Source organism: Exiguobacterium acetylicum (assembly GCF_019890935.1).
In the GTDB taxonomy this organism is placed as follows: Bacteria; Bacillota; Bacilli; order Exiguobacteriales; family Exiguobacteriaceae; genus Exiguobacterium_A; species Exiguobacterium_A abrahamii.
In genome coordinates this window covers 583750-607323 of record NZ_CP082333.1, presented here as the reverse complement: position 1 = coordinate 607323, position 23574 = coordinate 583750, and the positions used below count along the sequence as shown (strand labels likewise).

28 protein-coding genes and 1 riboswitch are annotated in these 23574 nt (G+C 44.3%); of the genes, 8 read left to right on the top strand and 20 right to left on the bottom strand.

What is annotated here, in order from left to right; genetic code table 11:
• Positions 1 to 7 precede the first annotated feature (7 nt).
• Positions 8 to 1039 carry an N-acetyl-gamma-glutamyl-phosphate reductase gene (gene argC, locus K7G97_RS03170; RefSeq protein ID WP_223041362.1) on the bottom strand — a complete coding sequence of 344 codons (1032 nt, stop codon included), beginning with the start codon at positions 1037 to 1039 and terminating at the stop codon, positions 8 to 10.
• Positions 1040 to 1545: 506 nt separating this feature from the next.
• On the opposite strand from argC, the gene nhaC reads away from it, so the two are divergent.
• Both nhaC and K7G97_RS03160 read left to right on the top strand, forming a co-directional pair.
• The gene (nhaC, locus tag K7G97_RS03165) at positions 1546 to 2922 is read left to right on the top strand and encodes a Na+/H+ antiporter NhaC (protein WP_223041361.1); all 1377 of its coding nucleotides are present in this window, start codon (positions 1546 to 1548) and stop codon (positions 2920 to 2922) included.
• Positions 2923 to 3180: 258 nt separating this feature from the next.
• A complete protein-coding gene (locus K7G97_RS03160; protein WP_023467214.1) occupies positions 3181 to 3390 on the top strand; it encodes a DUF3006 domain-containing protein in 210 nt (69 codons plus the stop codon).
• A gap of 91 nt (positions 3391 to 3481) precedes the next feature.
• Here K7G97_RS03160 and K7G97_RS03155 read toward each other — a convergent pair whose 3' ends face one another.
• The 5 genes from K7G97_RS03155 to nfsA form a co-directional block, all read right to left on the bottom strand.
• On the bottom strand, positions 3482 to 3934 hold the full coding sequence (locus K7G97_RS03155) for a hypothetical protein (protein WP_223041360.1): 453 nt from the start codon (positions 3932 to 3934) through the stop codon (positions 3482 to 3484).
• Positions 3935 to 3936: 2 nt separating this feature from the next.
• Positions 3937 to 4482, bottom strand: a complete 546-nt coding sequence (locus tag K7G97_RS03150) for a TlpA family protein disulfide reductase (protein ID WP_064300827.1) — start codon at positions 4480 to 4482, stop codon at positions 3937 to 3939.
• Positions 4483 to 4630: 148 nt separating this feature from the next.
• Positions 4631 to 5341, bottom strand: a complete 711-nt coding sequence (locus tag K7G97_RS03145) for an NAD(P)H-binding protein (protein ID WP_058703648.1) — start codon at positions 5339 to 5341, stop codon at positions 4631 to 4633.
• A gap of 156 nt (positions 5342 to 5497) precedes the next feature.
• Positions 5498 to 6739, bottom strand: a complete 1242-nt coding sequence (locus tag K7G97_RS03140; RefSeq protein WP_262415788.1) for an LCP family protein — start codon at positions 6737 to 6739, stop codon at positions 5498 to 5500.
• Positions 6740 to 6754: 15 nt separating this feature from the next.
• Entirely contained in the window at positions 6755 to 7501 is a 747-nt protein-coding gene (gene nfsA, locus K7G97_RS03135) for an oxygen-insensitive NADPH nitroreductase (protein WP_223041359.1), read from the bottom strand.
• Positions 7502 to 7645: 144 nt separating this feature from the next.
• Here nfsA and K7G97_RS03130 point away from each other — a divergent pair, with 144 nt between their 5' ends.
• Positions 7646 to 8557 (top strand): hypothetical protein, encoded by a 912-nt coding sequence (locus K7G97_RS03130; protein WP_029340830.1) that lies wholly within the window; start codon positions 7646 to 7648, stop codon positions 8555 to 8557.
• Positions 8558 to 8645: 88 nt separating this feature from the next.
• Here K7G97_RS03130 and K7G97_RS03125 read toward each other — a convergent pair whose 3' ends face one another.
• The gene (locus tag K7G97_RS03125; RefSeq protein ID WP_223041358.1) at positions 8646 to 8909 is read right to left on the bottom strand and encodes a hypothetical protein; all 264 of its coding nucleotides are present in this window, start codon (positions 8907 to 8909) and stop codon (positions 8646 to 8648) included.
• A 149-nt stretch (positions 8910 to 9058) separates the two neighbouring features.
• Between K7G97_RS03125 and K7G97_RS03120 the strand changes: the two genes are divergently transcribed.
• Complete coding sequence (locus K7G97_RS03120) at positions 9059 to 9889, top strand: GNAT family N-acetyltransferase (RefSeq protein ID WP_396133874.1); 831 nt, start codon at positions 9059 to 9061, stop codon at positions 9887 to 9889.
• On the opposite strand, the gene K7G97_RS03115 is transcribed toward K7G97_RS03120, so the two are convergent.
• From K7G97_RS03115 to K7G97_RS03100, 4 genes are all read right to left on the bottom strand, one after another.
• On the bottom strand, positions 9878 to 10813 hold the full coding sequence (locus K7G97_RS03115) for a hypothetical protein (RefSeq protein WP_223041356.1): 936 nt from the start codon (positions 10811 to 10813) through the stop codon (positions 9878 to 9880). The genes K7G97_RS03120 and K7G97_RS03115 overlap by 12 nt on opposite strands.
• Before the next feature lie 112 nt (positions 10814 to 10925).
• Positions 10926 to 11285 (bottom strand): hypothetical protein, encoded by a 360-nt coding sequence (locus tag K7G97_RS03110; RefSeq protein ID WP_223041355.1) that lies wholly within the window; start codon positions 11283 to 11285, stop codon positions 10926 to 10928.
• 29 nt (positions 11286 to 11314) lie between these two features.
• Entirely contained in the window at positions 11315 to 11767 is a 453-nt protein-coding gene (locus tag K7G97_RS03105; RefSeq protein ID WP_262415787.1) for a GNAT family N-acetyltransferase, read from the bottom strand.
• Positions 11768 to 11814: 47 nt separating this feature from the next.
• Positions 11815 to 12330, bottom strand: coding sequence for a GNAT family N-acetyltransferase (locus K7G97_RS03100; protein WP_058703640.1), 516 nt, complete (start codon positions 12328 to 12330; stop codon positions 11815 to 11817).
• Between the two features lie 248 nt (positions 12331 to 12578).
• On the opposite strand from K7G97_RS03100, the gene murB reads away from it, so the two are divergent.
• Positions 12579 to 13490, top strand: a complete 912-nt coding sequence (murB, locus tag K7G97_RS03095; protein ID WP_035398835.1) for a UDP-N-acetylmuramate dehydrogenase — start codon at positions 12579 to 12581, stop codon at positions 13488 to 13490.
• Between the two features lie 55 nt (positions 13491 to 13545).
• On the opposite strand, the gene K7G97_RS03090 is transcribed toward murB, so the two are convergent.
• Positions 13546 to 14769, bottom strand: coding sequence for an aminopeptidase (locus K7G97_RS03090; protein ID WP_035398837.1), 1224 nt, complete (start codon positions 14767 to 14769; stop codon positions 13546 to 13548).
• 98 nt (positions 14770 to 14867) lie between these two features.
• Here K7G97_RS03090 and K7G97_RS03085 point away from each other — a divergent pair, with 98 nt between their 5' ends.
• On the top strand, positions 14868 to 15287 hold the full coding sequence (locus tag K7G97_RS03085) for a YkvA family protein (RefSeq protein ID WP_023467198.1): 420 nt from the start codon (positions 14868 to 14870) through the stop codon (positions 15285 to 15287).
• A gap of 36 nt (positions 15288 to 15323) precedes the next feature.
• On the opposite strand, the gene K7G97_RS03080 is transcribed toward K7G97_RS03085, so the two are convergent.
• Together K7G97_RS03080 and K7G97_RS03075 are read right to left on the bottom strand one after the other, a co-directional pair.
• Positions 15324 to 16160: a formate/nitrite transporter family protein gene (locus K7G97_RS03080; RefSeq protein WP_023467197.1), complete on the bottom strand. Its 837-nt coding sequence runs from the start codon at positions 16158 to 16160 to the stop codon at positions 15324 to 15326.
• A gap of 183 nt (positions 16161 to 16343) precedes the next feature.
• Positions 16344 to 16946, bottom strand: coding sequence for a hypothetical protein (locus tag K7G97_RS03075; RefSeq protein ID WP_223041353.1), 603 nt, complete (start codon positions 16944 to 16946; stop codon positions 16344 to 16346).
• Between the two features lie 136 nt (positions 16947 to 17082).
• On the opposite strand from K7G97_RS03075, the gene K7G97_RS03070 reads away from it, so the two are divergent.
• Both K7G97_RS03070 and K7G97_RS03065 read left to right on the top strand, forming a co-directional pair.
• A complete protein-coding gene (locus K7G97_RS03070) occupies positions 17083 to 17949 on the top strand; it encodes a YitT family protein (RefSeq protein WP_029340819.1) in 867 nt (288 codons plus the stop codon).
• Between the two features lie 193 nt (positions 17950 to 18142).
• The gene (locus tag K7G97_RS03065; RefSeq protein WP_223041352.1) at positions 18143 to 18781 is read left to right on the top strand and encodes a CHASE3 domain-containing protein; all 639 of its coding nucleotides are present in this window, start codon (positions 18143 to 18145) and stop codon (positions 18779 to 18781) included.
• A gap of 45 nt (positions 18782 to 18826) precedes the next feature.
• On the opposite strand, the gene K7G97_RS03060 is transcribed toward K7G97_RS03065, so the two are convergent.
• The 6 genes from K7G97_RS03060 to K7G97_RS03035 form a co-directional block, all read right to left on the bottom strand.
• Positions 18827 to 19195, bottom strand: coding sequence for an ArsR/SmtB family transcription factor (locus K7G97_RS03060; RefSeq protein WP_050678101.1), 369 nt, complete (start codon positions 19193 to 19195; stop codon positions 18827 to 18829).
• A 55-nt stretch (positions 19196 to 19250) separates the two neighbouring features.
• The gene (locus tag K7G97_RS03055) at positions 19251 to 19694 is read right to left on the bottom strand and encodes a hypothetical protein (RefSeq protein ID WP_262415786.1); all 444 of its coding nucleotides are present in this window, start codon (positions 19692 to 19694) and stop codon (positions 19251 to 19253) included.
• Between the two features lie 11 nt (positions 19695 to 19705).
• Positions 19706 to 20344, bottom strand: a complete 639-nt coding sequence (gene thiE / locus K7G97_RS03050) for a thiamine phosphate synthase (RefSeq protein WP_223041351.1) — start codon at positions 20342 to 20344, stop codon at positions 19706 to 19708.
• Positions 20334 to 21101 carry a hydroxyethylthiazole kinase gene (gene thiM / locus K7G97_RS03045; RefSeq protein WP_223041350.1) on the bottom strand — a complete coding sequence of 256 codons (768 nt, stop codon included), beginning with the start codon at positions 21099 to 21101 and terminating at the stop codon, positions 20334 to 20336. The genes thiE and thiM overlap by 11 nt, the downstream gene beginning before the upstream one ends.
• Positions 21082 to 21885, bottom strand: a complete 804-nt coding sequence (gene thiD / locus K7G97_RS03040; protein ID WP_223041349.1) for a bifunctional hydroxymethylpyrimidine kinase/phosphomethylpyrimidine kinase — start codon at positions 21883 to 21885, stop codon at positions 21082 to 21084. The genes thiM and thiD overlap by 20 nt, the downstream gene beginning before the upstream one ends.
• Before the next feature lie 115 nt (positions 21886 to 22000).
• Positions 22001 to 22111: riboswitch (TPP riboswitch) on the bottom strand.
• Between the two features lie 63 nt (positions 22112 to 22174).
• Positions 22175 to 23452, bottom strand: coding sequence for a murein hydrolase activator EnvC family protein (locus tag K7G97_RS03035; protein ID WP_195865892.1), 1278 nt, complete (start codon positions 23450 to 23452; stop codon positions 22175 to 22177).
• Positions 23453 to 23574 lie beyond the last annotated feature (122 nt).

Genomic DNA, 23574 nt, shown 5'->3' with positions numbered 1-23574 from the left:
CTAATGATTAAATGTAGATCGGCTGTTGCGTTAAACCGGATGTCTCATCAAAACCAGCTAGAATGTTGGCATTTTGAACAGCTTGTCCGGCAGCTCCTTTTTGCATGTTATCGATGACTGAAACGATGGTCACTCGCCCTGTCCGATCATCCTTATAAACGGTCAAATCACAGTGATTACTCCCGACGACGGATTTGATTTCCGGATCAGCGTGTTGGATTCGGACGAATGGTTCCGTTGCATACTGATCAGTCAACCAAGATCGCCACTCCGTTTCCGATAAATCGATCAACGGCTGAACCGTCATAATCGCCATGATGCCTCGATTGATCGGTAGTAGTTGAGTCGAGAACGTAATCGGATGCGATGATCCGGTCCATTCGAAAAACGCTTGCTCAATTTCCGGGATATGCTGATGCTGATTCACTTTATACAAGCGAACGTTTTCGCTTGAATGGACATGATGCGTTTGTGCCGTCAACGTTTTCCCTGCTCCCGTCAGACCAGAAGAAGCTTGAATGATGATTTGAGATGGATCAATTTTTTTCTCTTTTAAGAATGGTGTTAGTCCAAGCAAAACTGCTGTCGCGTAACAGCCCGGATTCGCAATCCATTTGCTCGATGTAATAGATTGACGATTCCATTCTGGTAATCCATAAGTTGCTCTTTGTTGTAACTGGGCATCAATTGGTTCCTTGTCATACCACGTTGCATATGCTTCAGCTGGAAGTCTCAAATCGCCACTTAAATCAATGACGTAACCGGACCAATTTTTAAGTTGTTCTAAGTAATGCTTCGAAATCCCACTCGGTGTCGCCAGGAACACCATATCCGTCTCGGTTTCCATCAAATGCTCCACCGAAAAGGAAGATAACGAGGAATATGTTTTTTTATTCATGAATGGGAATACATTATGCATGGATTCCCCCGCCATCGAGTCACTCATCAAACAGACGATCTCAAAGGAAGGATGTGCTTCTAGTAGGCGAATCAGTTCAATTCCGGTGTATCCTGTTGCTCCGATGATGGTACATTTCATATCTGTACGCTCCCCTTCAAAGAATGTTATACCGATTTAAACATATGTATATTTATACTGTCAATTGAATTTTTATTAGTTTTTTTACAAAAAAAGAAGCGCTGAAGCGATTGTCTTCTATAAGACAGTCCCTTCAACGCTTCTTTTACACGCATCTACTTAACGCTTTTCCGCACGTTGCGCTACGAGATGATCAATCCCAAATACGCCTGCACCCATGATCGCGACGACTACTACAAAAATCAATGTAAACATATGTATCCTCCTCATCGTTCACAAAAATGTCATTTGATACTTCTTATTGTGCAAGATTTGAGCTAAAAAAGAAAGCGTTTACGACAAAAAATCGTCACAATTTCGATTTTTTATATTTTTCATCGACACTCTTACGGTTGACGTCCTCCATAATATTCGTTAGTATTACGTTTGTTCAATGCTTTTGTGCATAAAAGCGTGTTAGTAACAGAGTGCTATCATACTTCATATTTATATAAGGAGGTGGAAGCATGCGCATGTCATTCCGTGAATCCGCAGCTATCCTAGGAATCAGTATCATCATCTTATTGTCCGCGTTATTCGGTGCTAAAGCCGAACCGCATCTTGCCATCTTGTCCAGTCTTATTTTCGTCTCAGGATATGCCGTTTACCGCGGTTTTAAGTTCGAGGACGTCGAACACCATATGATTCAAGGTATTCGTGAAGCGATTAAACCGATCTTGATCATGTTGCTCGTCGGTATGACGATCGCGGTCTGGATGATGAGTGGCGCAGTGCCGACCCTTCTTCATTTTGGGTTATCGACACTTTCAGCGACTTGGTTCGCACCGAGCGCTCTTCTGATTGCGATGGTCGTCTCGACCTTTACAGGTAGTTCGTTTACAACGATCGGTACGGTCGGTGTTGCCTTGATGGGAATCGCGATTGCACTGAGCGTCAATCCTGCACTTGCAGCAGGTGCCATCATCAGTGGAGCTTGTTTCGGAGATAAGATGTCACCTTTATCAGATACGACGAATTTCGCGCCCGGAATCGTCAATGTGTCTGTGTTCGATCATATTCGTTTCATGATGGGAACGACGATTCCCGCTATCACGATCACATTCATCTTATTCTTCATTTTCGGACGTAGTAGTGGAAATGTCGATTCATCCGTTGTTCAAACGACACAGCAGGAGTTAACTCGTTTGTTTGAGTTGTCACCTTGGACGTTGCTTTCACCGTTGCTCGTCATGGTATTAGCATTACGTAAGATGCCCGTCATCCCAACACTTGTTGCTGGTGTTTTAAGTGGATTGTTGTTAACAGGTCTTGTACAAGGAAACTGGAATATCTCGAACTGGATGGCAGTCATTCAGAACGGATTAAAACTAGAATCTTCTAGTAAGACGGTTACATCCATCATTAGTAAAGGTGGATTGCAATCGATGATGTGGTCAGTGTCGCTCGTCATGCTCGCCCTTGCGTTCGGTGGTGTCTTACGTGGTATCGGTGTCATTGACGTGGTCATTGAACGGACCGTTTCTAAACTAAAACGTGATGGTAGCATCATTTCATCCGTCGCCCTATCGTCTATCGGTGTAAACGTGATGGCTGGGGAACAATACTTGTCTATCTTGCTTCCGGGTCAAGCATTCAAGAAAATCTTTGAAGAGCGTCAGATTGATCCGCGCTTCCTCTCTCGTTCACTCGAGGATGGCGGAACACTCGTCAATCCGCTTATTCCATGGGGTGTTTCTGGGGCGTTCTTCGCTTCGACACTCGGTGTCCCAGTAACAGCATACGTTCCGTTCGCATTCTTTTTACTCCTTTCACCATTGTTTACGTTTTTACTCGCATTTCTTCGTCCAACGAAAATCGAAACAAAACAATCTCTCGCTTCTTGAGCCTATTTCATTTTAAAGATCCGATATGTCCTATCGGGTCTTTTTTTCTTATCAGTATCTCCTTTATTTCCTGTTAAATACGTCAGATTTAAGACGAAAACGGCTTGGAATCACGTTTTTTTAAAGAATCATGTGTAAATATGAAATGAACTGGGAATATACCAAACATAAGATTAAAAATTACAGAGAATGATAGAGAGAGAGTACGTTCCTGATCGACCGAGGGATGACTTCGATGTAATTGTGGGAGGAGTTAATATGATCAAACGTGGTACGCTGGAGCGACTTGATGGCAAATACGCTGTCCTGCTATGGGAAAATGGTTCAAGTTTCATTCCACGACGTTATTTACCACCTGAAGCAAGGTTAGGCGATACGATTATTTTTGATGGTACAACCTATACGTTAGATGTCAGTAATTCATCACCCTCTTCCTTTCAAACATTTTCGTTTCGGCAAATGGGTTGATGATCGATAAAAAGCCATTCTATATCATGCATTGACTATGGAGAAGGAATTTCTCTCATCAGTCTTTCATGAAATGAATGGCTTTTTCGCTTCATCTACGCACATATAGGGAGTGACCATCACACGATGGACAAGAAAAGTGATCAATATCGGATATTTCGATTCGTTCAAGTTCCGTCTGATCATGTGGGCATTCGTAAAGTGGTTGAACGACATCTAGTTGCAAAAACAGGGCACACCAAAATCGATTCGAAAATCGGTGACAAGTCGGACAGTGGTATAAATCCAATTGATACGGTACCCAACCATCCGCTAATTCCTCCTGATGAAGCTGATAGTGCTGAATTAATCGAAATCGATTCCAGTCGTCTACATACGCCCGCTGTAAAATCGGTTCATGCATCGACGGAACGAACCAAAGCGGGAGACCCGTCATGAACGCTTCGACCCCTTGCGTCAAGACAGCAGGAAATGTCGGCCAACCCTCTAGTTGACCGAGTTGGAATGTTTGTTGAAAGGAGCAGTTGCGGCATAGGAGTTCCATTGTCATCCTCCTGTTCGTTTCACCATCTCTTTTAACATCTGTTCCGTTACAGGACCGATGTGTTTCGAAAGAATCGTTCCTTTCCGGTCTAATACATAAGTTGCTGGCATTGCTACGAGACGATAAGCATCTTCTGACGTTCCCTTTCGGTCATATAACACAGGATATTCAACAGGTGTCTGCTTCAGAAAATCAGCAACATCCGAAACACGTCGTTCTGATGTCGTGACATTGATGCCGTAGACGGGTATATCTGTATGTCGTGCAAAGGCATTTAGTTCTGGAATCTCTTGTTTACACGGTGGACACCACGTTGCCCAAAAATTAATGACAAAGACATCATGATTGATTTCGTCTAGATCGACAGTTTTTCCTTCTTGACGCAAAGATAGATTCGGGGCTTTCATCCCGACTTCGAGACCACCTTGTGATGCTTGTTTTTGTTGTTGCTCCACTTTTTTTTGTTTTGCATCATATGTTTGATAACTTTGATAGGCAATGCCGATAATAGCAATCGCTAGGATCAGATAGATCAACGGTTTTTTCACATCTAACCCCCTCCTTCTTTGTTCAGTGTAGCAGACTTCCTCTTTCCGACTATCTACTTTTATCAACAAAAAAGCGAACTCTTCCGTCTTATACGCGGAAATGAGTTCGCTTTATTTTAGAGCATTCGCGTTTTAACGAGACAAACGGTTAGTTAAAACGTGGTAATTGTTTTTTGACTTGACGGTTATCTTTAACGCTACCAACAGCTTCCGCTCCTCCTAAGGCCTCATTCAAGGATGTCTTTCCTTCCTTGACTTCTAGACGTCGATTGAATACCGATCGATTATCGACAGAAGCAACGAGGATCGATGCGACATCCGTTTCCGAAATCGTCGCGTCCTTCGTGTCCTTCAAATCTTCATCGGCTTCAATCAAGCCACGCCCTTCACCTGTTGTGATGGAAACCGGACAAATGATCGTATACGTCAAACCACTATGTTCAATCTGTTCCTCTGCTGCATTCTTAGCAGCATAGAACGGATAGACATCTTTCTTGAATTGCTCAGGTCGATCTGCACCATAAGCGCTCAGTAGCACGAAATGACGTACTCGCGCTTTTTTAGCTGCATCAATTGTTTTCAAAGCGACTGTTCGATCCAGCAATTCGATTTCAGTTGCTTCGCCGTCTACTCCTGCGGTCGCCGCACAAATGACTGCATCCTGCCCTGCGACTCCGTGCTCAATGACTTTTTCGAGTTCTGTTTCGATATCGACGTAATGCGCCTTGACACCGAGTTTTTCGAATCGTTCCACCAGATGTTCATGACGAACGATGACCGTGACCTGATGACCCTTGGCAAGCGATTTGACGACGCGCGCTCCAATCGTACCGGATGCACCTACGACTAGTACTTTCATATGGGGGGTCCCTCCTCGATAAGTTAGTCACCTTCGTGGAATGTCATGATGTCATGTCCAAAAATCGTCGATTTCAGAGATAACCTAAAACAATCCACCAAAGGAGCAACGTACATCAATTTATACCCGCAATGACCGGAAGGAAACCCCTCCCCTTTAGTTCTTCAATGTGCCATAAAACGTCGTATCGAGCTGATCACGTAGTTCTTGCAGTGCCTTCTCATTCGGTAAGTCATAGAAAATCCCGTTCAGTCGTTGGCTGACGGCTTCGATTTCATAATGTTTTCGTTCTGACATCAAGGCAATCGATAACCCTGCCGTTGCCATCTCGCGGACGCTTAAATCGAGGTTCATCTCTTCTTTCATATACGTATGCGCTGCTGGAATTTTCGACCATCCAGTTGGCTTCAATAAGTGTGTCGCGACGGCTTGGATGACTTCCGACTGCCGATTCGCGCGCGCTCCATCATTATCCGTTTTTCGGTGTCTCGAATAGGCAAGTGCCATCGCACCATCCATATGGTATTCCTTCCCCTTTTGGAATGAATACTGATTTGCTTTCCCGCTTGCATCCTGCTCGGAGAACGTTCCTGTCGAGACAAGGTCGATTCCACCGATTTGATCCACTAATCCGATGAAACTATCGAAGGAAATGACGATCTTTCCATCGATTTCTTCATCGAGTAGACCTGAAACAGCATCTTGCGTACATTCTTCTCCACCGAAGGCAAAGGCATGTGTGATTTTATCCTTCTTTCCATTCTCACAGGAAATCGGTGTATACGTATCTCGAGGAATCGACGTCAACTGAATCGTTCGAGAAAGTGGAATGAATTGCATGACCGATAGAGAATCCGAACGTGATCCACGCAACGATTCTCCAGGTCGTGCATCACTACCGATCAACAAGAACGTGAATGGTTGTGAAGCAAAAAGAACGAATGCGATGAGCAACAATAAAAATAGTCCAAGAAGCTTTCGTTTAAAACGACGTTTTTTCTTGATTTTTTTAGGATGTGATTCGCGTGAGGAGACGTCAGGAGTCTGCTGTACCGATTGCTCTGATCGCTCCGCCTTCCTCGAGCGTCTCGAGCGTTCCCGATTAGCAAACAACCGTGATCCGGCACCCCCGATCATCTGTGCGACTTGTTTAAGCATGCCGCTCCCGGAACGACGCGATGTACTTTTTCGATCTCGCGGTTGCTCTTCGACATATCGATGATACGTAGCCGGTTCTTGCTGCTTCTCAAAGGATTCTTGAGAAAATGATTCGTCCGGCGCGTACGCTTTCGAAAAAGCTTCTTCTTGCCTAGCCTGCTCTTCTTCTTGTCTAGCTTGCTCTTCTAACTGCATACGTCGTCGCTCCAAGCGAGAGCGGTGTGGTTGATGTTCTGCCATTCAGATACCTCCGTATCAATCTTTTGCGATCTGTTTCTCTTTCAAGAACTCGCGGAGATACGTCCGTTTCGGTTCGTGCATCGAGGCAGCCATCTGTTTGACCCACCCTTCTGTCCGTTGACCACCGGTCCGTTCTCCGTAATACGATGACGTTGACTCTTCGTATCCTGTCAGTAACTCACGCATCGTATCGTCATCAGTATACGTATTCCGGTGGAAGACCGCATCCATCGGAAGGCGGGGTTTTTTACCCGGTTGTTGATCCGGAAGACCGACCGCGACTCCGAATAATGGTACGACGTGATCTGGAAGTTGTAAGAGTTCGCTGACACGACGAGCATCATTTCGTAGTGAACCGATGTAGACCGTTCCGTAGCCGAGCGACTCGGCAGCTACGACTAAATTTTGAGCGGCAAGTCCCGCATCGACAGCTCCTACGACAAGCGCTTCCGTCGTCTCGATCGTCCGGCTCACGTCGCCTCCTGCTAGTTCTGCCGCTAACGTATGTTTGTGGTAATCCATACAAAAGACGAAGAAGTAACTGTTTTCTGCCACATATTGTTGACCACTTGCAACGTCGACTAATTGTCGTTTCACTCTTTCGTCTTCGACACCGATGATCGCATAAGCTTGCTGATAAGAGGATGTCGAGGCAGCCTGTGCGGCTTTTATGAGTGTTTCAATCGTCTCTTCGTCTAATTGATGTTGTTTGAATTTCCGGATGGACCGGTGGTTGAGTAAATGTTGAATGGTTTCATTCATTTGTAATCGTCCCCTTCTGTAATGAGTCTTCTTATTTAAGATAGTCGTCTCTGACTAAAAAGCGCAAATGAAGAGGTTCGGTTTATGAAAAAAGCGGGAATTGAATAGTGTTGTACTGTGCTTTTCTTGCGAAGGAGGGCGATCATGAGAATACGGAAACTGCGACTCTTACTAGAACAATATGGCGATACGACCCTTCGCGATATCATCGTCGAAATCTATCGTCAACTCCCGAGACAAGTCATCGAAGAGAAAGAGTTTGACGCCATGTTGACACAGTTCATGAAGTATAAGGATTTGCAAAAAGAACAGGAACAACCGACCGTCGAACAGACGATTGCTCAGACGGAACGGTTTATTCAATTAGCATACGATCTCCAGTACCTTGAGCCGAATCCGATCGTACCGCTTCGCGAACAAAAGAATTGGTATATCACCGCAAAGCGCCTGTTGAAGCATTTACGCCATTACGCTCATCGTAAAAACGGAACCCGGATTGCCTTTGAGGAATTTTTCTTTCTTCTTTCGTCGGCTGCCGGGGAAGAACCTTTATTTTTAAGTAATGATCCGTTTCGATTATTGAAAGTCTCGCAAGTCGATTTTTTTCAAGAATTAGTCGGCTATTATAAAAATGATAGTCATGGCGTCGAGTGGATGGAACGTGCCCTCTATACAGCATTGAAGGTTCCGATGGACGTCGATACCGAGCGCAGTGATCTTTTGCTTGCCGTACTTGCCCATTGCGAGAAACCTGAACATCAAGAAGCATACATCCATTGCTTGAATGCGCATGCTAAAAAATTACAGTCGCATGTTCGGATTGATGCAGACGCTTTATCCACCTATCAAGAAATTCGTTTCGCAGAGCTACATGCTCTCATTTCCTTACGCGCGTTAGAACGAGCGGAGACGATGCTGTTCACTGAATATATCCCGTATTTTTCGCATCGCTCGACTCCGTTTCGCTATTATCTCGATCTCCTCGAACGAGCCGGACTCGAACAAGAACACGAACGAATGGCACGCGTTGGTCGAAAAAAACGAATTCATTTCTAAGAGTAGATGCTTCTTGTTCACACGTAATAGATAATAAAAGGCAAGTGACGATGGATTCGTCACTTGCCTTTTATTAGTCAGATTCATTTCAATCGGAGGCATTGACGATGCCAAGTCCGACTGTTGCGAGTAATGCAATACAAGCGAATAGGAATGCCATGTCGTTCGGTGAATCGAATCCTTCATAAATCGGTTCCTTCCGATCAACGATGATATGATCCTCCGCGCCATAATTCCCATATGTCGTCGAACTGCTTACACCCGGTTCATCGTAATCACGTGCTTCGGCTACCAATATATCCGCGCTGAGTAACCAGCCCGATAAACCGATGACGATCCAGAGATACTTCATGATAATTTTGCCTCGATTCTTTCTTATCTTCAGGAATCCATCTACTTTTTGTTTGAAACAGAAGATATAAATACCTTTTATTTCCTGTAATATAAAAGCAAGATATTTTTAACTTCACTTTGCTAAAGGAGGAACTTAGTTTGCCTATTGTGTATTACAATCAATTGTCTCATGTTCAAAGGCGACACGTCCATCAACTTTTACAGTACCATCAAAAGGCATATGATTTTTCATTTTTTCAGCCGCTTGAAGATTACCAATGGGTCTACCTCGAATCCGGTCAGGTGAAAGCGACGCTCGGATATCATGTCGTGCATGACGTCGTTCACTTTATGAACAGCGCCTTTCATGACATCAAAGCCTTTCGGCGTCTGGCTATTTTGCTACACTTACATGCCGTTCGACAAGGATGCCGGCAGATACATGTACAAGTCTCTCCGCCGCATGATCTTTCTTTAACTTCGATTTGGAAAGAGCTTGGTTATAGTTTATATGCCGAACAGTTTCGTTTAATTGGACTCTCAGAGGGACAGCCTGCTACGCTACGTTTGAAAGCTGTTCATGCACAGAATCAAGATACTTACCTCGCACTTCGTAACGATGCCCTTCAAGGAACACATCACTTTTTTCCATATCAAGTATCTGATTTAGACAAGTTGATTCAACGAAAAGCGATTCCTTACTTAGTCTATGATAAGCAACTGATCGTCGGTACACTATTATTTCAAAAGCAGGGACAGAATATCCGTCTTCTTGAAATCACGTGCCTACCTGAACTGAGACGTCAAGGATACGGTAGCCGCATCCTTCATACATTTCAAGAAAAGTTACGACGTGCAAACATCCAAACGTTTGAAGTCTTTTTTCTCTCAACACAACAAGATGTATTACGCCTGTATCATCCTTCGATGTTTTGCGATATCCAGTTAACCTCTCATTGGCATACGTTCAGTACGGATCAGCCTCCGTTAATCATTTAGGCGATTGACGATTCCCTCGTATTCAGGCAACACATACTCCGCATCCATTTCCCGAAAATCAACATGACCCGTTTTACGAAGCACTAGCCCCATCTCGTATAACTGTTCGATATAGGCATCTCCCCATGTCAAGGCAAGTCCGGGTTGGTGGTTATGAAAAGCAAGCAAGGCATCTTCAATCATTTCAGAAGCAATGGATGCTTGCATCACACGGTTCAATAAAGATTGGAACAGTACGGTTTGTCGTCCGATCAGCGCATAAAACGGGAAATAATGTTTAGCATAAACAAACGTCGGCAAATAGGCATCCGCCTCAATCGTCTTTAACAACAATGGTGAAGCGGGACGTTGTAATCGTTCTGCAAGTCCAACGGTCGCCTTGCATTCGCACAGCTGATCAAGCACCCGAACCGTCAACTCCTCTTCGATATCGAGCAATAAGACGAGATCAAGCAGATTCAATTCATGCGTCTCCAGGAATTGATCACTGCGTTGAAGATGCATCGTATAAGTAAAGTCCAGCTTTTCAGCAACAAGTGCCCACAACTCGGAATGGCGTGCCGCATATAGACCTACCGGAAAGTGAAGCGGTTGGCGGACGATCGAGCGATGCCCTTCAAGTGTATAGACTTGATTGACGTCCAGACCGTATGCTAGCAGCATTTCGAGTAATTGTTGACGATTTTGACACGTGACGAGTGTTTGAAACAGACGATCAACCTCGACGAGTGGTTGTTTCATTTCAAGCGCTATTTTCAAATGAGCAGGTGAATCCTGCTCTAGCGCACGCTTAATGAATTGTAAGGCCTGTTGTTCCGCATCGTTCAGTTGGGCAACATGTGTCCGAAACATTTCGATGTCAAGTTCCCGGAAGGCTTGTAACGCTGGTGCAATTGATTGATTTTTTATAAAGGGTTTCCACATGATTCCCTCGACCTCCTCATTCCAGTATCTCTTCGTAGTGTACGCAATATCCTATCGTCTTGAAAGCAAAAAATGGAGAATCTTCCGTCGTTTCAGGAAGATCCTCCATTTTTTATTTTTTACCGACTTTTAAATGAGCGTTTCGAAAGACAGCATCTTGTTTTCCTGTCTTTTCAACACTTGTTCCGACAGACCCCAGGTATTCGAGTTCATCCTTTGGTTGAATGAACTCGTATGTGATGGCAGGTTCGCCCCGAAGTCGAACGTGTATGATTTGTCGATGTCGTAAAGAGAATGATGCACGCACTTCAAGAAAGGAGGAAGCTGATAAATCATGTTGCCGCTCTAAGATCGTCATCAACTCTTTTTCCGAGTCACGATAGTTCCCCTGCAATTGAGCATACGAAATACCGACTCCTAAAGATAGGACACCAATTAGACTAAGAGCGAAAATGACCAGCACTTTCTTCATGACTGATCCACCTCCGAAAAAAGTTCATTCTACTTATTCATCGGTTCATCCATCGTCGACGTGAAGTCTTTTTTCGAATCCTTTACGTGAAACTGCATGTCCACATGTGGAATATCATCTTCTAAATAAGGGTCGGATACGGTTTCAAAACCAAACGATCCGTAAAACCCTTCTAGGTGTGCTTGTGCCTGTAAGTAGATCGCAGCCTCTTTCTGCAAATGCACCATCGCTCTCTCCATCATTTGTCTCGCTAACCCAACCGATCGGTGATCACGATGAACAGCTACCCGTCCAATCGCTACTCCTTTTGTCGGATGATCATATATCCGAAGGCATCCAACGATTTGACCGCTCTCACTCCGTACGATTAGGTGTGTCGCTTGTTGATCTTGATCATCTAGCTCCGGATACGCGCACTCCTGCTCGACGACGAAGATATCCGTTCGTAATTTCAAAAGTCCATATAAGGTATCAGGTGTCATGGAATGAAAAGACGCGAAGTTAAATTCGTACATAAAAACTCTCCTCTTTAGTTACGACAAAGTCGTGATAGTTGTCCAGCGTAAATCGTGACAGGAACATCTCTAAACACCGTATCCTTTTCCCAGTTCAGCCCGTTGGCACGAGCGACATTTTGCGAAGCACGATTATCGGGATGAATGATCGAGATGATTCGATCATGCCCTCGATTGAACGCCTCCATCATTAATCGTTTTGCAGCTTCACGACCATAACCGACTTTCCAATGCTTTGGTTCGAGCCAATAACCGACTTCTAACTCTTCTTTCCCATCCACTTCCTGCATCAATAATCCGGCAAAGCCAATCGGTTCATTCGTTTCTTTTATGAACAACAGTAAAAAACCAGTTTGTCGCTCATCCGAATATCGCTCCAATTGCCGTTCGAACCACTCTCGTGCCTCATCTTCACTCAAGGCAGTGCCTCCATTGATATAACGCATGACTTGCTCATTTTGGACAAGTGACTTATAAAAACTAAAATCCTCTTCTTCGAACGGTCGCATCCATAAACGTTCACTTTCCATCGTCATCGCCTCCTTCTATACTTCTCTTTTCCCGAGTTCTTTTCGCTTCATTCCTCTTCCTGATCCTGCGCTTCCTGTGACATTTTTCATTACTAATCGATGACATTCACTCCCTAGTGCTTGCAATTCCCGGCATAAGTCGGTATTTTGGGAACAGTATGTTGAACAACGACCGCACGATTAATGTTAAAATATATTTTGAGCGCATGAGCGCTGGGTAGGAATTCACGAAAAGGACTGAGACCATAATGACTGAACAAGTAATGACGGGACTGTATGAAGGCATTTCAAAAGAGTCCGTACTAATCAATGAACCTTTAAAATATCATACGTATACAAAAATGGGAGGAATCGCGGATTTATTCATCATCCCAACTTCTTATGAAGAAACAGCTTTTGTCGTCCGATATGCTTACGAACAAGGTATTCCCTTGACGTTGCTTGGAAACGGATCGAATCTTGTCGTACGTGATGGCGGCATTCGCGGCATTGTCCTCTCCTTTGAGAAGTTAACCGATATCTCGGTCGAAGGACATGAGCTCGTCGCTCAAAGTGGCGCAGCAATCATCGAAGCGTCTCGTGTAGCTTACGCGCATCAGCTCAGCGGTCTTGAATTCGCTTGTGGGATTCCAGGAACGATTGGTGGCGCATTGATCATGAATGCGGGAGCATACGGTGGTGAAGTCAAGGATTGCCTCCATAGCGCTACTGTATTGACACGACAAGGAGAACTGTTGAACATTTCGCATGATGAACTCGAACTGGGATACCGGACAAGTTGCTTCTCAAAGAAAGAATACATCATCCTCGAAGGTCGATTTGCGTTAACAGAGGGTGACCCAGCATTGATCAAGGAAGTCATGGATGATTTGACGCATAAGCGGGAAACGAAACAACCACTCGAGTACCCTTCTTGTGGTAGCGTCTTTAAACGTCCAGAAGGCTATTTTGCAGGGAAGCTGATTCAAGATAGCAACTTACAGGGAACACGCATCGGTGGCGCTGAAGTGTCCAAGAAACACGCTGGTTTCATCGTCAACGTCGAGAATGCGTCAGCATCCGACTATATCGCACTCATTCGTCATGTACAAGAAACCGTTCAAGAAAAATTCGGTATCTTACTTGAGACAGAAGTGAAAATCATCGGTGAAGAAGCATAACAAGAATCTTACAAGAAAAGGTGAGTTCCGTATTCGGACTCACCTTTTTGTTCGTTTAGATTGACCAGTTTCCGTCACGCATGACTGATTCACGCGTTCCGTCTGCAAGTTCTCCTTCAATCGATAGATCCGCTGATCCAATCATGAAGTCGACATGCGTCATCGAGTCGTTCGCGCCTTGTGCTTCTAATTCTTCTGCTGAAAGGCTTGGACCATTTTCGAGACACGTCGAGTACGCACGACCAATCGCTAAGTGGCACGAAGCATTTTCATCAAACAATGTATTATAGAATAGGATACCCGAGTCAGAAATCGGCGAACGGTGCGGCACGAGCGCAACTTCTCCGAGATAACGTGCACCTTCATCAAGTGAAATCAAGTCATCTAATGCTTCTTGACCCTGTTTTGCTTCCGCTTTAACGATTTTTCCGTTTTCGAACCAGAGTGTGAACTCATCAATCAAGTTCCCACTGTAGCTAAGTGGTTTTGTGCTCGAGACGTGACCGTTGACACCTGTCTTTTTCGGTAACGTGAACACTTCTTCTGTCGGCAGATTCGCGATGAAATCAACACCATCTGCATTCGGACCACCGCCACCTAACCAAACATGACGTTCTGGTAATTCGATTGATAATTCTGTTCCTGGAGCTGTGTAGTGCAATGTTTTGTACTTCTTCTCTGTCAGGAATTTTGCTTTTGAACGCAGATTATGATCGTGATCCGCCCATGCAGCGACTGGATCTGCTTGATCGGCACGTGTTGCTTTTAAAATAGCTGACCAGAGCTCTTCAACAGCATTCTCTGAATCAGGGAATACTTTCTTCGCCCAGCTTTCAGAAGGTGCTGCTACGACACACCAGCTGACATTATCACTCATGACGAACTTCCGCCAATTAGCAAGAGCGACACCAGCTGCTTTATTCGCACGTGCGATTCGGCTCGAGTCCACGCCATTCAATAAATCTGGATCTTCACTGACGACCGATAAGAACGCTGTCTTTTCTTCTGCCAGTTGGTCGTAACGTGCTTTTAACCAATCCGGGAACGTATCAAACGACTCCTCAGGTGCATCGAAATAACGGATTTTCGTCATCTCATCATCTGACCATTGTACATATACTTGCGTAGCTCCTACTTCGTAGGCGACACGCGTGATTTCACGAACGAGCGGCAAATTTTCGATTCCTGCACGAACCTCGAGTTGTTGTCCTGGTTGTAGATTAATTCCCGTACGCACGGCTAAAGACGCGTATTGTTGTAATTCTGCTTGTGTCGGCATTATGTAATCCCCTTTCTTGTATCTTTATTTTCACGAAATAGTTGCAATTTTGCAAGAAATAAGGCGAAACTAGAAAGAGAAGAGAAGGAGGCATCACCATGGAATTCACACCCGGCGATTTTAAATCGGCTTATACGTATTTTCACCGACAGGCACTCGACCTCGTTGGTGATGAAAAAGCACAGCAAGAATTGTTAGTTCGAGCAGAAATCGGACTTGCGCACTTGACGCAAGATATCGCGTCTACAGAAAGCTCGGACATCGAACGCGAGGCAGAACTCGTCCTTTATTTTCAATTAAAACAACTGCTTGAAATGCTTCGTGCTCTCTATCAGAAAAAATTCGAAATGCATGCGGAGCAGGAACAATTGTTATTGACGGCCGTTCTGTACTTCACGTCTCCTGTTGACGCCTTACCGGACGATAACGTCCTCGGGCTCTTCGATGATGCACAAATCGTCGAAACGATTTATGAAGAACTGGCTGCAGACGTCGATCGCTTTCAACATATGGAATGAATGAAAAAAGCAGCTGTCGCGACAGCTGCTTTTTGATTATGCATTTTGTTTCGAAGCAATATGAACAGGTGTCGTGGATTGACGTGATTCATCTACTTCTAATTTTTCTTTATTCAGCCACGTATAGATCATTCCCATGAAGACTGCTCCACCAATGATGTTACCGGCTAAAGCTGGCAACAGGTTATGCATCGCTCCGGCAAATGTGATCGTATCCGGATGTGGTACGACTAACGCAATGGAGAACAGTGCCATATTGGCGATGACGTGATCAAATCCAGAAGCAAAGAATACTGCGACGAGTACCATCATCATCATGATCTGCGCCAACTCATTCTTCATGTTCTTTGGAATGAAAATCGCTAAACAGACCATCCAGTTACAGAAGATAGCACGTGTGAAGATTTCCCACGTCGTATGGTGGATCTTCGTTTCTGAGACAGAAAATAACCAGTTGTTCATACCAAGCTCTTGGATGATTCCTGTTTGAGAAAAGAGTAGCGCAAACGCCAATCCGCCAAGTCCATTTCCGATTAGACAGATCAACCAGACCTTCATCGTATCCATCTTCGTCGTATAGCCGCGCATCGTCGCCGTCGTGAAATACATCGTATTCCCTGTAAACAGCTCTGCCCCACCATAAACGATCAGGACGAGTGCCACTCCGAATGTCAGTCCACCGACAAGTGTCGCAACAGGTGACTCCGCCATATATAGACCGTTAATTGCTTTTAAAGTAAAAATGATTGCAAATCCAATGAAAATTCCCGCTAACATGGCACGAACTAAGTACTCGAGAGGACGCATTTGTAGCATGCGCGTCGACTTGATTGCTTTATTCCGTAATCCTTCTAATGCTTCTACCTCGTTCATCGTAGAAACCTCTCTTTCTTTTGTTCAACACTTCACAATGTTTGTTCATTTATTATCATACTTCCATCTTAAAAGATGTTCAAGTATTGAATAGACCTGTTTTATCGTTTTTATAAAAGAACGAGATGTAAACGATATCATTGTGTCGAGATTGTGAAAAATGCCTTTTCTTGCTTTATACAACTAATTAGTTTGGATCTGTAGTCGTGATGCGAAGCGTTCAAAGAAGGTGTTTCGTCTTGATGCATCGAGCACATAACCATCAATGACGACACGATTAAAACGTCTAGAAGAGGAAGTAGCTCGTTCGATATCGGTCGGAGTGTAGTCGTCGAATGTTTTCCGGTCCATCGTAAAATCTGCATCTGAATACGGATCCGTGTAGTGAATTTCAAGATCGGTCAAATCAGGAATCGTTGAAAATAAAACTAGCGTATGATGCATCAGAATTTTAGATAACCGAGCCTTTAAAAAATCCTGATTCACCTGTAGTGTCCCGGTATCGGTACCAATCCAAGCTTGTCGCTCTTTTCCTGTCACTTCATAGGCAAGACGTAACGATTCTCCTTCGACATCTACCTGTTTTAATTCTGATGAGAACGGAAGTTGTTCGGCTAATTGACGAACCGCTACCGTATTCATCATCGAGGCACCCACTTGTCTCGCTACAAGATCACCATCATGCCAAATGGATGATTGATTTTTTTCATTGGGTTGTTCGAAAAGACGAATCCCAACTAGTATTCCTAAGCAAATACAACCAAGAATCCATAACATTTTCTTCATTTTCATCACCTTCCTAAAAAAACGTACCCTTTTTCATCTTTTTTCATAAGAAGGGTTGAAATTTTATGCATATGAGCGTACTCTTGCATGCAGATACTCACAGAAGGAGGAGCATGAGGTCACTCATCATATTGCCATGACTACAACACACCCACAGAAAAAGAGAGTTGAAAAAATCAGTTTCTTAATCATTGGTACGTTGCTGTATTCCCTTTACATCAGCCTACTACTATCTCCAAATGATATCGGATCAGGCGGTATCATGGGGATCACGCTCATTATTCAAGAGCTCTTCCACACGCCAATCGGATTAACGCAATTGCTCTTAAACATTCCCCTCTTCCTTTTAGGTTTCCGTTTCCTACGCAAACGATTCATGTTCTTATCTGGAATTATCGTCATTGCTTCTTCCTTTTTAATTGACTGGATTCCGACTCAAATCGTTCCGGAATCTCTAAATGATCCACTCGTCGCTTCCATCTTTGCTGGTCTAGTCTCTGGTCTTGCAATGGCATTGATCTTCTTCGGTGGCGCTTCAACTGGAGGACTTGATATTCTTGGAAAGTTTTTCTTTGCTCGTTTTCATAACTGGCCACTTCCTCGTATATTTCTAATGCAAGATCTTGTCATTTACATTCTTGTATGGTGGGTATTTGATCTTAAACACGTTATGTATGCTCTCATCATGAGCTTTGTTCGTGCCAAAGCCCTTCAGACGGTTTACAGTTTCTATTCTGCTTCTAAGCAATGTATCATCATTTGTGAGAAAGCAGATGAAATCAATGAAGTCATTACAAAAGAACTCGGTCGTGGTGTCACGATTCTCGATGCACGTGGAGGATATTCCAACCGAACGAAAAAAATGGTCTATGTCGTCGTTCAAAATAATGAAATCGTCCGTTTGCAAGAAATCGTCTCTTCTGTCGAGCCGAATGCATTCGTTACATTCTCGGAAATCCATACTGTCTTCGGCAATTACAAGGAACATTCGTATTCGTTTTAACACCAAGCGCAGCTTAGCTGTGCTTTTTTCATCTTCTTAAAACAGCTTCTCGTATTGCATCATCTTTCCTGCTTTTTTATGAGTATTATTCACTTTTTCAGTCATTATCCCTATTCAAAAAATAGACAGGCTTCACTTTTTTTACGATAGTAGTTAAGCTTATGACATGTCTTTTATTTAAAGGAATGATTGCATGCACTCTCTTTGGCGTCAGCGTATTCTGCTGATTTTCTTGGTCAGCTTATTCGCCTCTATCCCAATCATCTATGCGTTATCCGGTTATCGGACGATTGCAACGATGACCGAGCAAATGAAGGATCATGATATACCGTTAATCAATCAGGTAGATCAGTTGGTCGAACACAATCGAGATCGTGCTAATGCGGTTCGTGGTCTCTTATTGTATGAAGATAATCGTTATATCGAACAATATTACTTTTCAACGTCTAAAATCCATGATTTGCGCAATAGTCTGAACCAATCGTCGACTACTCCAGGGACGATTAAAGATCTTCTTCGCCGCAACAATGTCTGGGAGTCCGAGATTGAACGCGTGTTTGTTGTCTATGAACGTCAAAGTCCAACAGCCGCAAAACGTCTTGCTAGACAGTCGACTCAGACGACTCAAACGATTCTCGAAGACTTATCCCGTGTGAAAGATGATTTGTATAAAACGCTTCAAGCCAAATTACAACAATCAGATACTTTAATCGCTACATATAAATGGATGTGTCTTGGTCTCTCCATTCTGTCCTTTTTACTGATTAGTGCCACGGTCTTTTTCTTCCACCGCTTCGCTCAAAAAGGATCAGAACAATCGTCATTAGAATAAACGAAAAGCGCAGCTAAAGCTGCGCTTTTCGTTTATTCTAATGACTCATTCAGGCATTGCTTTTCCCTCTTGTACATGTTCCATCGCCATATGTACAAGCGATGACACATGATGATCATCCAAGGAATAATAGACGACTTTACCGTCTTTTCGAAACTTGACGAGTCCTTGTTTCAACAAAGATCGAAGATGATGCGACGCTGTTGCAATCGAACAGTCGACAGAAGCCGAGACATCACAAACGCATAGTTCTTCTTCGATCGTCAGCGCATAAACGATTCGCAGTCGTGTCGCATCCGAAAGAATCTTAAATAGCTTTCCGATTTCTAGCGTTGGAATCGTGTCAACGATATGTCCGATTTCAGACGCACGTTGTTCATCAATCGCAATCGTTTCACAACGGGGAATGTCCATGTCCGTCACCTCGTTTCTATCTATATTGCACCATGAGAAACGGGACATTGCAAGTTCAGCGCATTCGTCTGCGAATGAGCCAAAACACGAACCATCCTCCTACGTAATCTCCAATATCCCAGACAATTCGATTTTGATCGACAGCGCGTACGCCGATGTCAATGATTTTCGTGCTTTCTAATCGGTTCGTATAACGTTGACGAAGTCGCGTCGGAATCGGTAGATGAAGAAGTGCCCGGTAATAGATATCTAAATGAGTATGTCCCCAAATTTCCGTCGCAATCGAGCTCGTTTTAATGTACAGCGGACGTTTGTAACGTCTTTCATACTTTTCTTTCAATAAAAGGGCCATCTCATAAGATATACGATTAGGACGCGGAAATAAGACTTTTCCTAGATGGTAGATTCCCTGATTATCGACTCGAATGATTTGTGGTTCTAACCGATATCGAATCCAATAGCCGCGAAAACGGATCGTCTGCCATTTCAATACAATCACCTCTGAACGGATTATACCCTGTTCTGAAGTGATTGATGCCATTCTCGCACAGCATCTGTCATTTGCTGCGCAGCGAGTTGCCGATCTTCTTTAGCGAAAATTTCTGAGATGACGGCATACCCTTCTAGCGGGATGGGCAGAGAAGAGACATTTGTTGCTGTGATTCCACCAATACCGATTAAAGGTAATCGTACGGCTTCCCGAATCGCCTGAAGCATCGTGTGCGACATGGAATCAGCATCCGCTTTGGATGACGTCGCAAATAGAGAACCCACGCCTAAATAAGATGCTCCGTCTCGTTCTGCTTCAATCGCTTGTGCAACAGTGGCTACTGACACACCGATCACAGCATCTGGTAAAAGGCGACGTGCTGCGGTTAAAGGAATGTCTTCTTGTCCGATATGCAAACCAGCTCCGACGAGTAATGCGATATCGATCCGGTCATTGATGATCAAAGGAATGTCGTAGCGATCCGTGAGTGCTTTCAACCGAACTGCCTGATCGTAGAATTCCTTTCCTTGTGCGGTTTTTTCCCGTAGTTGTACGATCGTCGCACCACCTAAAACAGCTTCCTCAACGACCATCTCGATCGCGACGCCAGGATGGTACCGACGATCCGTCACTGCATAGATGGAGTAATCAATTGACACGTTCTGTCACCTCCACCAGGTCTTGCTCCGTCATGAGGCTGATTGCATTGAACAACTCTCGTTTAAAATTACCAAGACCTTGCGCGGAGGCTGCTTGTTCTCCTGCTTTTCCCATGACGAATGTTCCGTGAACAGCCGCCTCAAACGTTGTATATCCTGCACCGAGGAAGCTCGCAATCAATGAAGCCGTCATACAGCCCGTACCCGTGATGTCCCCTAGACGAGATGTTCCTACATGTAATTCCATTTCGCGCGTTCCATCCGTGATATAGTCGATCGGACCTGTCACGACGAAGACAGCTTGGTGTTTGCGAGCGAATGCACGAATGCTTTCTCGGTCCATAATGGCATCTCCCGCAGCATCGACTCCCTTAGTTCGCCCATCCTCCCCAAGTAACGTCTTGATTTCAGAAGCATTTCCTTTAATGACCGTACACCCGAGATCAATAAGTTCTTTAGAAAAGGCAGTACGTAATGTCGTTGCTCCTGCTCCAACTGGATCAAGAACGATCGGGACATTCAAACGTCCCGCTTCACGGGCTGCAAGTCGTTGAGCTGCTTGCATGTCTGCATCGATCGTACCAATGTTTAAGACGAGGGCTTGCGCGAGTCTAACCATTTCTTCTACTTCGCGAATATCTTCCGCCATGACGGGTGATGCTCCAACAGCGAGTGTGACGTTCGCACAGTCATTGATCGTCACCGTGTTCGTCAGATGGTGAATGAGTGGTTTGTGTTCAAGAATGGTCGTAAACATGTGTATCCCTCCAAAGTGAATGAAAATGATGTGTCGGTCCAATACCTTTTCCGAGGGCAAATCCATGACGAATTGCCTCCGTGACATAGCTCTTTGCCTGTCTTACGCTATCTGTTAAATCTTCTCCAAGCGCCATCCGCGCCGCAATCGCCGCAGATAAGGTACAACCAGTTCCATGAGTATGTTGATTATCTAACCGTTCCGATGTGAAGCGGTGTTCCACTTCCCCATCAAACAACAAATCCGTCGCAGCTCCTGAGAGATGTCCACCTTTTAGTAATACTGCCCCTGTCTGTGTAGCCAATTGATGCATCGCCAATCGCATTTCCTCTAGATTGGTCACTGATCGTCCTGTTAAACGCTCCGCTTCCGGTAAATTCGGTGTGACGAGTGTCGCAAGTGGTAGAAGTTCTGAAATCAATGCTTGTTCAGCCTCCGTCCGCAATAGGGCATGACCACCTTTAGCGACCATGACGGGATCTAATATGATCGGAACTGTCTGTTTGCGGAGATGTGTAGCAATGACACGAATCGTCTGCGCATTCGAGACCATTCCGATTTTGATCGCATCGACACGAATGTCTGAAAAAATCGACGTTAACTGGGCATCTACGATTTCTGGGGATAACTCTTCCACCGCTTGAACACCCAACGTATTTTGCGCCGTGACGGCTGTCAGGACGCTCATTCCATAAACGCCTAAAGCTGAAAATGTTTTTAAATCTGCTTGAATCCCAGCTCCACCACCGGAGTCGGATCCTGCAATCGTCAGTACGTGTTTCATATTCTTTTCACCTTCCCATCGAGCAATGTAAGGGAGTCGTGACCGACAAAAAAAGCGTCGACCGCTGTAAAAAAGCAGTCGACGCTATACGAAAGCGTTATACACGCATTCCGGTATCCGTTCGGCTCAACTTTCCTACGCTGGTATTATCCAGTTCAGGTAATAGGGTCGAAAACAGATTGGTTTTCCTCTCAGCCGGATTCCTCCAGCTCCCCTAGTTGCTCAAGTATTCGTTTCGCCTTAACTGTAGCATAGAGAAGAAAAAAAAACGAGCCGAAGCCCGTTTTGATTACAGATATGCCAATGGATTGACTGCATTCAGAGGAGAAGAAGCACTGTATTGATAGCCTCCGACATGTAGTTCGAAATGCAAGTGTGGTCCTGTTGAATTCCCTGTACTACCAAGTGTTCCGACTTGCTGACCTTGAGAGACCGTTTGTCCTGCACGAACCGATAATGAACTCATATGTGCGTATACAGTCGTGTACACTTGTCCATCGAGGAAGTGAGAAATCATGACATGATTACCGTAAGGTCCACCACCTGATGCTGTAATGACCGTTCCAGCTGCTGCAGCGACGATTGGAGACCCGACCGAACCACTGAAATCAACACCGTTGTGGAACGTATAACCATTCGCGCCGCTTGCTGGTCCGAATCCTTGCGACACTCCACCAGACGACGGTCGAACGAATTTCCCTCCACTCGAAACAACGGGCGGGGCAACAGAATCAGTTGATTCTGAACTCTTACCTGCTTGTTTTGCTGCTTGAGCATTCGCTTTAGCGGCTTTTTCGGCTGCCGCTTTCTCCGCTGCTGCTTTTTCAGCCGCTGCTTTAGCGGCTGCCTTCGCTGCCGCAATTGCACGTTCTTGCGCTTCGAGAGTTGCTTGAAGTTCTTTTGCGTCTAATAGTTCTGTCGTAAACTTCGTCTTCCCTTTTCGTAATTTCTTCAGTGTAGCACTACGTTCTTTCATTTGAAGTTTTAACGCTTTCTTTTGTTCAATCAATACTTTCTTTTCTTGCATTTGCTCCGCTTTTTTCTCAACGAGCGCTTGTTTTGCTTCTGCTAATTTTTGTTGCGTTGCGATGTAGTCCGAAATCATTTTATCGTCTTGCTCAGCGATTTTTTTCCCCGCCATGACACGGCTGAATAAATCACCTAAATCCTTCGATCCGAAAATGACTTCTTCCCATTTAATCGAGTTTCCATCGTTCTCTTGGAAGACTCGCAAACGATCACCGAGTAGTTCTTCCTGTTTCTGTAACATTTCTTCGTAACGAACGATGTCTGCCTTTAACTCATCGATTCGAACGTTCAACTGTTCAATTTGTTTATTTTTTTCGGAGACTTGGAAAATCTTTTCGTTGATTGCTGCGTCAATTTGATTGATTTGACGTTGCTCTTTTGAGATTTTAGCTTCTTGTTTTTTGATCGCTTTTTCAAGTTTACGTTGTTCAGCAGCATTTTCAGCCTTTTTTTCTTTAATAGTCGCTGCTGCGATCGGTTGTGTTCCTGTTATAAGTAATGCTCCTAAAACAATGGTAGAAATTAGTTTTTTTAGCATATATCGTTTTCCTCACTTATGTTTTTTCATATTTTATTATAGTATTCAAGTTTCTCTCATATCTGAAATAGATTATAGCACCGTAATCGTTTCAAAAAAATTTCATTTACATTTCAAATGAA

Coding starts and splice junctions, on each gene's coding strand:
- K7G97_RS03155 (WP_223041360.1), bottom strand. CDS start 3,934: ATGGAACTCCTATGCCGCAACTGCTCCTTTCAACAAACATTCCAACTC.
- nfsA (WP_223041359.1), bottom strand. CDS start 7,501: ATGAATGAAACCATTCAACATTTACTCAACCACCGGTCCATCCGGAAA.
- K7G97_RS03115 (WP_223041356.1), bottom strand. CDS start 10,813: ATGTGGAAACCCTTTATAAAAAATCAATCAATTGCACCAGCGTTACAA.
- K7G97_RS03060 (WP_050678101.1), bottom strand. CDS start 19,195: ATGGACATTCCCCGTTGTGAAACGATTGCGATTGATGAACAACGTGCG.
- argC (WP_223041362.1), bottom strand. CDS start 1,039: ATGAAATGTACCATCATCGGAGCAACAGGATACACCGGAATTGAACTG.
- K7G97_RS03075 (WP_223041353.1), bottom strand. CDS start 16,946: ATGAAGAAAATGTTATGGATTCTTGGTTGTATTTGCTTAGGAATACTA.
- K7G97_RS03105 (WP_262415787.1), bottom strand. CDS start 11,767: ATGACACCTGATACCTTATATGGACTTTTGAAATTACGAACGGATATC.
- thiD (WP_223041349.1), bottom strand. CDS start 21,885: ATGAAACACGTACTGACGATTGCAGGATCCGACTCCGGTGGTGGAGCT.
- K7G97_RS03035 (WP_195865892.1), bottom strand. CDS start 23,452: ATGCTAAAAAAACTAATTTCTACCATTGTTTTAGGAGCATTACTTATA.
- K7G97_RS03140 (WP_262415788.1), bottom strand. CDS start 6,739: ATGGCAGAACATCAACCACACCGCTCTCGCTTGGAGCGACGACGTATG.
- K7G97_RS03090 (WP_035398837.1), bottom strand. CDS start 14,769: ATGCCGACACAAGCAGAATTACAACAATACGCGTCTTTAGCCGTGCGT.
- K7G97_RS03130 (WP_029340830.1), top strand. CDS start 7,646: ATGAGAATACGGAAACTGCGACTCTTACTAGAACAATATGGCGATACG.
- K7G97_RS03110 (WP_223041355.1), bottom strand. CDS start 11,285: ATGAAGAAAGTGCTGGTCATTTTCGCTCTTAGTCTAATTGGTGTCCTA.
- K7G97_RS03065 (WP_223041352.1), top strand. CDS start 18,143: ATGCACTCTCTTTGGCGTCAGCGTATTCTGCTGATTTTCTTGGTCAGC.
- K7G97_RS03070 (WP_029340819.1), top strand. CDS start 17,083: ATGACTACAACACACCCACAGAAAAAGAGAGTTGAAAAAATCAGTTTC.
- K7G97_RS03085 (WP_023467198.1), top strand. CDS start 14,868: ATGGAATTCACACCCGGCGATTTTAAATCGGCTTATACGTATTTTCAC.
- K7G97_RS03160 (WP_023467214.1), top strand. CDS start 3,181: ATGATCAAACGTGGTACGCTGGAGCGACTTGATGGCAAATACGCTGTC.
- murB (WP_035398835.1), top strand. CDS start 12,579: ATGACTGAACAAGTAATGACGGGACTGTATGAAGGCATTTCAAAAGAG.
- K7G97_RS03125 (WP_223041358.1), bottom strand. CDS start 8,909: ATGAAGTATCTCTGGATCGTCATCGGTTTATCGGGCTGGTTACTCAGC.
- K7G97_RS03080 (WP_023467197.1), bottom strand. CDS start 16,160: ATGAACGAGGTAGAAGCATTAGAAGGATTACGGAATAAAGCAATCAAG.
- K7G97_RS03100 (WP_058703640.1), bottom strand. CDS start 12,330: ATGGAAAGTGAACGTTTATGGATGCGACCGTTCGAAGAAGAGGATTTT.
- thiM (WP_223041350.1), bottom strand. CDS start 21,101: ATGTTTACGACCATTCTTGAACACAAACCACTCATTCACCATCTGACG.
- nhaC (WP_223041361.1), top strand. CDS start 1,546: ATGCGCATGTCATTCCGTGAATCCGCAGCTATCCTAGGAATCAGTATC.
- K7G97_RS03145 (WP_058703648.1), bottom strand. CDS start 5,341: ATGAAAGTACTAGTCGTAGGTGCATCCGGTACGATTGGAGCGCGCGTC.